The 6,519-nt window shown below is 71.8% G+C and carries 5 protein-coding genes; all 5 read left to right on the top strand.

From position 1 onward, the window contains the following. Positions 1–132 precede the first annotated feature (132 nt). The 5 genes from G6048_RS30145 to G6048_RS30125 all read left to right on the top strand — a co-directional run bounded on the left by G6048_RS30145 (position 133) and on the right by G6048_RS30125 (position 6,505). A complete protein-coding gene (locus G6048_RS30145; RefSeq protein WP_165342766.1) occupies positions 133–315 on the top strand; it encodes an FxLD family lanthipeptide in 183 nt (60 codons plus the stop codon). An 83-nt stretch (positions 316–398) separates the two neighbouring features. Beyond that, positions 399–3,299, top strand: coding sequence for a lantibiotic dehydratase (locus G6048_RS30140; protein WP_165342765.1), 2,901 nt, complete (start codon positions 399–401; stop codon positions 3,297–3,299). Beyond that, positions 3,296–4,540: a lanthionine synthetase C family protein gene (locus G6048_RS30135; RefSeq protein WP_165342764.1), complete on the top strand. Its 1,245-nt coding sequence runs from the start codon at positions 3,296–3,298 to the stop codon at positions 4,538–4,540. The genes G6048_RS30140 and G6048_RS30135 overlap by 4 nt, the downstream gene beginning before the upstream one ends. A gap of 20 nt (positions 4,541–4,560) precedes the next feature. Continuing rightward, positions 4,561–5,391, top strand: a complete 831-nt coding sequence (locus G6048_RS30130) for a thiopeptide-type bacteriocin biosynthesis protein (protein ID WP_165342763.1) — start codon at positions 4,561–4,563, stop codon at positions 5,389–5,391. Beyond that, positions 5,375–6,505: a hypothetical protein gene (locus G6048_RS30125; RefSeq protein ID WP_165342762.1), complete on the top strand. Its 1,131-nt coding sequence runs from the start codon at positions 5,375–5,377 to the stop codon at positions 6,503–6,505. The genes G6048_RS30130 and G6048_RS30125 overlap by 17 nt, the downstream gene beginning before the upstream one ends. Positions 6,506–6,519 lie beyond the last annotated feature (14 nt).

Raw genomic sequence — 6,519 nt, 5'->3', positions numbered from 1 at the left:
CCTCCCCCCTCCCCCAGAACGCCGTACTGCGACGCCACGGCATCGTCACGGCGACCTGGCACTGAGACCCCCGGGCCCCGTCTGGGGACCCGGGCCACGCACCATCAACCACCTGCCCCCAAGGAGGCATGCATGACCGTTCAGATGGAGCACCCGGTCGCGCCCGCGCAGCCGACCGCCGAACAGCAGGACCTCACCGGCTTCGACCTGGACATCACCATCGTCGAAGGCGGTCCCGCCGCGGACCAGCTCATCCGTCTTACGAACGACGGCTGCAACTCCACGTGCGCGACCGCGTGCGTGAGCTGCCCGTAGCCGCACCGAACCGCGTTCACTGCGGTGCCCGCCGCGCCTGCTCCACGGGCGCGGCCGGGCACCGCGCAGCCACAGGAGGGCGTGTGTATCGCTACGTTGACGCAGCAGCGGTCCGGGCTGCCGCGTGGAGTCCCGATCACGAGACCGTCTGGCCGGACCTGACCGGCCCGTCCGCGAATCCGGCATCGTGGCGGGCATGGCTGCAGCAGACCTGGTCGGAAGATTTCGCCGCCGCCGTCACAGCCGCCAGCCCCGACCTCGCGAGCCGCGTGGACCAGATCTGTGCCGGCCGGCCGCTGCCCGAGCCCGCCGTGCGCCGCACGGTCCTCTCCGCCCTGCGCTACCTGCTGCGCGCCCGCACCCGCGCCACCCCGTTCGGTCTGTTCGCCGGAGTCGCGGCAGCGCGCATAGACACCGCGCCCGCCCTCGAGGTGGGCGCCGGGCACCGCGCCGTGGCGAGACCGGACGCGGCACACAGCACGGCCCTCGTCGACCGCTTCGAGCAGCACCCGCAACTGCGGCCCCACCTGATGCTGCTCACCTCCACCCTCGTCGTCGAACGCGACGGATACGTGGTGATCGAGCACCGCCCGACCGGAACACGCGAAGGCGCCCCCGAGCACGTGCAGATTCGCGTGACGGGACCGGTCCGTGAAGCCCTGGACGGCGCACGGGCCCCGATCCCGTGGAGCGACCTCGCCGCAAAGCTCTCCAGCAGCTTCCCGAGCACCCCCTCCACCGCGATCGAGAAGCTGCTCGCGGGCCTGATCGAGCAACGCTTCCTGCTCACCAACCTCCGCCCAGCGATGACGGCCACCAACCCGCTCGCCGCCCTCCTCACTCACGCACAGCACCTCGCGCACGCCGAGGCAGCAGAATTACGTGAAACGCCCAAGCCCGCGCTCGACCTGCGGGTGGACTGGGACCTGACCATCCCCGAATCGGTGGCCCAGGAGGCGGCAGCGGCAGCCAAGTCGCTCACCCGCCTCACGCCCCGTGCGGCACTGACCGGATGGGCCGAGTGGCACGGCCGGTTCCTGGAACGGTACGGGCCGCGGGCGGCCGTACCCGTCGTGGACGCCATCGACGCCCTTGGATACCCGCCCGGCTACCTGGGGTCCCCCGCCGCGCCGACGCCCTCCCCCCTGCCCGACCGCGACAGCCGACTCATCAAGCTCGCCCACACCGCCGGGATGCAGCGCCGCCTTGAAGTCGGCCTCGACGATGCCGCGCTGGAGGAACTGGCCACCACAGATCCTGGCCACCCCGTCCAGCCGAGCACCGAGGTGACCGTCCGCATCGGCGCAGCCAGCATCCCGGCGCTGCAGCAGGGCGAGTTCACGCTGCATGTCGTCGGGGTGGCACGCTCAGCCGGAGCGACCACCGGCCGCTTCCTGAGCATGCTGGACGCCGGGGACCGTCGCCGCATGACCGAGGCGTACGCCTCACTGCCCGGTGTGCACCACGGCGCGCTCGTCGCGCAGATCAGCTCCACGCCGCTGTCCGTACGCGCTGAGAACGTCGCGCGCGCCCCGCAGGCGACCGAGCTGGTGATCTCGCTCGGCGACTACCAGGGCTCGGATACCAGCGTCATCCCCGTGTCGGACCTTGCGGTGACCGCGGATGCCGAACGGCTGCACCTGGTCTCGCTCTCCCGCCACCGCCCGGTGCACACGCTGCTGCTGAACGCCGTGGACCTGGGCCATCACACCCATCCGCTGGCCCGGTTCCTGGCCGAGGCGCCCGCCGCGCTGGCCGTCCCGTGCACCGGGTTCATGTGGGGCACCGCCGCCTCCAGCCTGCCGTTCCTGCCCGCACTGCGCTACGGACGCACGATCCTGTCCCCCGCCCGCTGGCTCCTCACCAGCGACGACCTTCCCCCCGCGCCGGCTCTGTGGCCGCAGTGGGACGCGGCCCTGGCCCGATGGCGCCACGACGTGCATCTGCCCGAGCGGGTGTACCTGAGCCAGGCCGACCAGTGCATAGCCCTGGACCTGACCGAGCCCTCACACCGGGCCCTGCTGCGCACCCACCTGGACCGCGACGGCACGGTGACCCTGCGCCCCGCACCAGAACCCCAGGACCTGGGCTGGACCGACGGCCGCGCCCACGAAGTCGTCATCCCCCTGACCGCAGACCAGAACGTCGCCCCCGTCCAGGCAGCGGGCCGCGTCGTCGGCCGCGAGCACGGCCACCTGCCCGGCTGCGACAACCGCATCTACCTCCAGCTCCACGGACACCGCGGCCAGCAGAACCCGCTCCTGACCCGGCACCTGCCGACCCTGCTGGAAGAACTGGGCGGCCCCCGATGGTGGTTCGTCCGCTACACCGACCCTGAAGACCACCTTCGCGTTCGTCTGGCCTGCGCGCCCGGCACCCTCGGCTCCGCCATCGAGCGCATCGGCGAGTGGACCCGGCAGCTCCGGCACAGCGGCCTGATCACCCACGCCGGCGTGGAGACCTACCATCCGGAGACCGCGCGGTTCGGCGGCCCCACCGCGATCGACGCGGCCGAGCACTATTTCGCCGCCGACTCCGCCGCCGCACTGGCCCAGCTCGCCGCCCAGGCCGGGAAGAACGCACCGGACGCCCGCGCGGTGACCGCCGCGAGCATGGTGGACATCGTCACCGGCCTGCTCGGCGACACCGCCGCGGCGATGCACTGGCTCATCGAGCACACCCGCACCGACCGGGCCGCTCCGCCCCGCGACGTCTACCGCCAAGCCGTCGACCTGGTGAACGCCGACCCCTCGGGCCTGGACGAGCGCGTCACCACGGCCTGGACCACGCGGCGCGCGGCTCTGGCCGCCTACCGCCACACGCTGACGGACGCCGCCCTGGACCCCCACGACGTGCTGCCGGACCTGCTGCACCTTCACCACGTCCGGATGCGCGGGCCGGGACTGCCCGAGGAGCGCACACACCTGCACCTGGCCAGAGCCGCCGCCCTGAGCTGGACGGCACGAGCAAGGAGGACACCGTGACCACGACAGCCCCCGCCCCCGCCGCGCTGTCGACCGCCGACGAGCTGGCCCACGCACTGGCCGACCCCAGGACCGTGTGGCCCGGCGGCAGGCCCGACGGCGGCCGGGCCTGGCCCCAGTCGCTCGCCGGAGGAGCCTCGGGCATCGCCCTGCTGCACATCGAGCGCGCCCGGTCCGGCCACGGCGACTGGGACACCGCACACACCTGGCTGGTCACGGCCGTGCACGGCGAAGTGAGCGCGGCGGCCAACGCGAACCTGTACTTCGGTGCCCCCGCCCTCGCGTTCCTCACGCACCGTGCGGCCAGCGCATCGAGCCGGTACCTGCGCCTCCTGGAACGACTGGACGCGGCGACCCTCGCCGTCACCCAGAACCGCCTGGCCGAGGCCCACCAGCGCATCGACCGCGCCGAGCGGCCCCCCATGGAGGAATTCGACCTGATCCAGGGCCTGTCAGGGCTGGGCGCCTACCACCTGAGCCGCCATCCCCACCACGAGATCACCCGGGACGTCCTGGCCTACCTGGTGCGCCTGACCGAGCCCCTGCCCGATCCGGCCGGGCTGCCGCCGTGGTGGATGAACATCGCACCCACCGGTGCACCGCACGCCGACTACCCCGGCGGGCACGGGAACTTCGGGCTCGCCCACGGCATCGGCTCCGTCCTGTCCGTACTCTCCCTGGCCCTGCTGCGCGACCTGGCCGTGCCCGGTACGGTCGACGCGGTCGAGCGGATCTGTGCCTGGACCGACCACTGGCGTCAAGGCGACCAGGCCGCCCCTTGGTGGCCGGGCCACATCTCGATGCAGCAGGCGACCGACCACCACGTCCATTCCGGCCTTCGCCCCCGCCCGTCCTGGTGCTACGGAGTCAGCGGCACCTCCCGCGCCCAGCAGTTGGCCGGACTCGCCCTCCGCGACCCGGTACGCGTGCAGGCCGCCGAGAACGCGATCCTCGCGGTCCTGCGCGACCCGCTTCAACTGGACAAGCTCCCCGAGACCGGGCTGTGCCACGGCATGGCCGGACTGCTGCACGCCGCATGGCGGATAGCCACCGAGACGGGCAACACCGAAATCACTGCGGAGCTGCCGAACCTAGCCGACCGCCTGATCACCGCCCTCGACCAGGACGACCACAAGCCGGAACTCCTCGACGGAACCGCCGGAACGGCCCTCGCCCTGCACACGCTCGGCACGAACAGCGCGCCCGCACCACACTGGGACACCTTCCTCGCCCAGGCGTGAACACCCTGGAGACCCGCCTCATGAACTCACCCACCTGGTGCCAGGCCAACGTCGCCTTCCCGAACTGGGAACGCTCCGAGTTCATCGCCCTGGCCCAACTCGCCCCGCTCCTACGCGCCGCAGAGGACCAAGGCGCCCTCACCGCGTGGTTCATCATCCGCAAGCGCCCCTGCTGGCGCGTGCGCTACCAACCCGCCGCCGACGGGCAGGACCGCATCGGCCGAGTCCTCGACGCGCTGATCGCCGAGGGGGCCATCACCGCGTGGACGGAGATCATCTACGAACCCGAGGTACACGCCTTCGGCGGCCCCGAAGCCATGGCGTCCGCGCACCGCCTCTTCCACCGCGACAGCCGCAGCATCATCGACTTTCTCCCGAGCGACGCCGGCAGACACCGACGCGAGACCTCCCTCATGCTGTGCAGCCTCCTGATGCGCTCCGCCGGACTGGACTGGTACGAGCAGGGCGACGTCTGGGCGCGCGTCGGCACGCATCGCGCGCTGCCCGCCGGTACCGAACGGGACAACAGCGACCGACTGCACGCCGCCGTGCACCGGCTGGTCTCCGTGAATGGTGAGGACGTGATGCGCGCGGGGGGACCGCTGGCCCACGCTGCCGACTGGGCCGGTGCCTACACCGACGCCGGAAGGGAACTGGCCCACCTCACAGCCTCCGGACAGCTTCACCGTGGCCTGCGTGACGTCCTGGCCCATCACGTGCTCTTCGCCTGGAACCGGATCGGCCTGCCCCCCGCCGCGCAGGCCACCCTCGCCGCCGCCGCGAAGACTGTCATCCTCGGCCCCGACCCCACCACCGAGAGGAGCGCCGCGGACCGTGTGGAAACTCCCTGACGCCGTAGCCCAGCGCTTCCCCCTCGTCGCTCGCCCCCGCCCCGCCTGTCTCCCTCTGCCCCAGCGCGTGCACGCGCTGGCCGAACTCGCCGACACCGCACTGAAGTTGGTCGACCCGAGCGTGGCCTCCACGGTCTACAACCAGGCCGCGTTGATCGCCTCCGACGTCGGCGCCCCGGACACCGCCCGCGCGATGTGCCACCAGCACACCACCGCCTACCTGCACGCTGCACCCCTGACCGCGAGGGCCGCGATCCGCGCCCTCGAACCCGTCGTCAACCTGGCACGCCTCCAACTCCGCGCCGGGCAGGGCGACGACGGCCGCCAATGCCTCCTGGCGCTGTTCGACGCCGTCACCACCGCAAGCCCCGTCCAGGTCGAGGACATCGCTCTGCCGGCGGACCTCGTAGCGAACGCCGCCGACCGCCAAGAGGTCCGCGCCTGGCTGTGGCGAGTCCTCCTCACCGACGGCACACGCGCTCTGACCACTGCCGGCCGCTGGGCCGAAGCACTCACCCACGTCGAGACGCACCGAGGCATCGGGCAGAGGATGTTGGACGGCCGCCAGGTCGCCGTCCTCGCCGCTCTCACAAGCGAAAACAGCTTCGACGCCGACAACCTCCTGGCCAACACAACGCCCGGAGAGGCATGGGAGAGGGCCGTCACCGACTGCCTGACTGTCCTTTGCCACCGCGTGTCGGGGCGACCCTGGCGACGCTCCCTGCAGGACTTGGCGACGACCTACCTCGAACGCCCCGACCAGGACGGCATGGCTGTCTTCGATACGAGGCTCGGACTCGCAGTGCTGGACATGGTCAACTCGGCCAAGGATCCTGCGGGGCGCATGGTGGTCGCGGAGCTGCACCGCCGGACGATGAAGACGACTGACGGCTACGCCGCCCGAGAGACCCTGACGCACCCTCTGTTCACTGCCCTCGCCACCGACCGGGAGGTGCGGGACTGCCGTGCACTCCTCCACGACTGCGCACTGGGAGCCGGGTCGCTCCCCAGCGAGTTGCGCGGCCAGTTCGCCAAGGCGCTGCGTAAGAGCTACCACGTGATTCGAGAGGACGTTGCCCATCTGGGGCAGGCGTGCACAATTGGACAAGAATGATCTTGGTCGCAGCG

It is taken from the genome of Streptomyces ureilyticus (genome assembly GCF_011045025.1).
Taxonomy (GTDB): Bacteria; Actinomycetota; Actinomycetes; order Streptomycetales; family Streptomycetaceae; genus Streptomyces; species Streptomyces ureilyticus.
The sequence above is the reverse complement of the archived record's forward strand: the minus strand, read 5'-3'. Positions and strand labels throughout refer to the sequence as shown.

Excerpts from the sequence above, each read along its gene's own strand:
- G6048_RS30130 (WP_165342763.1), top strand. The coding sequence starts at position 4,561 with ATGAACTCACCCACCTGGTGCCAGGCCAACGTCGCCTTCCCGAACTGG.
- G6048_RS30145 (WP_165342766.1), top strand. The coding sequence starts at position 133 with ATGACCGTTCAGATGGAGCACCCGGTCGCGCCCGCGCAGCCGACCGCC.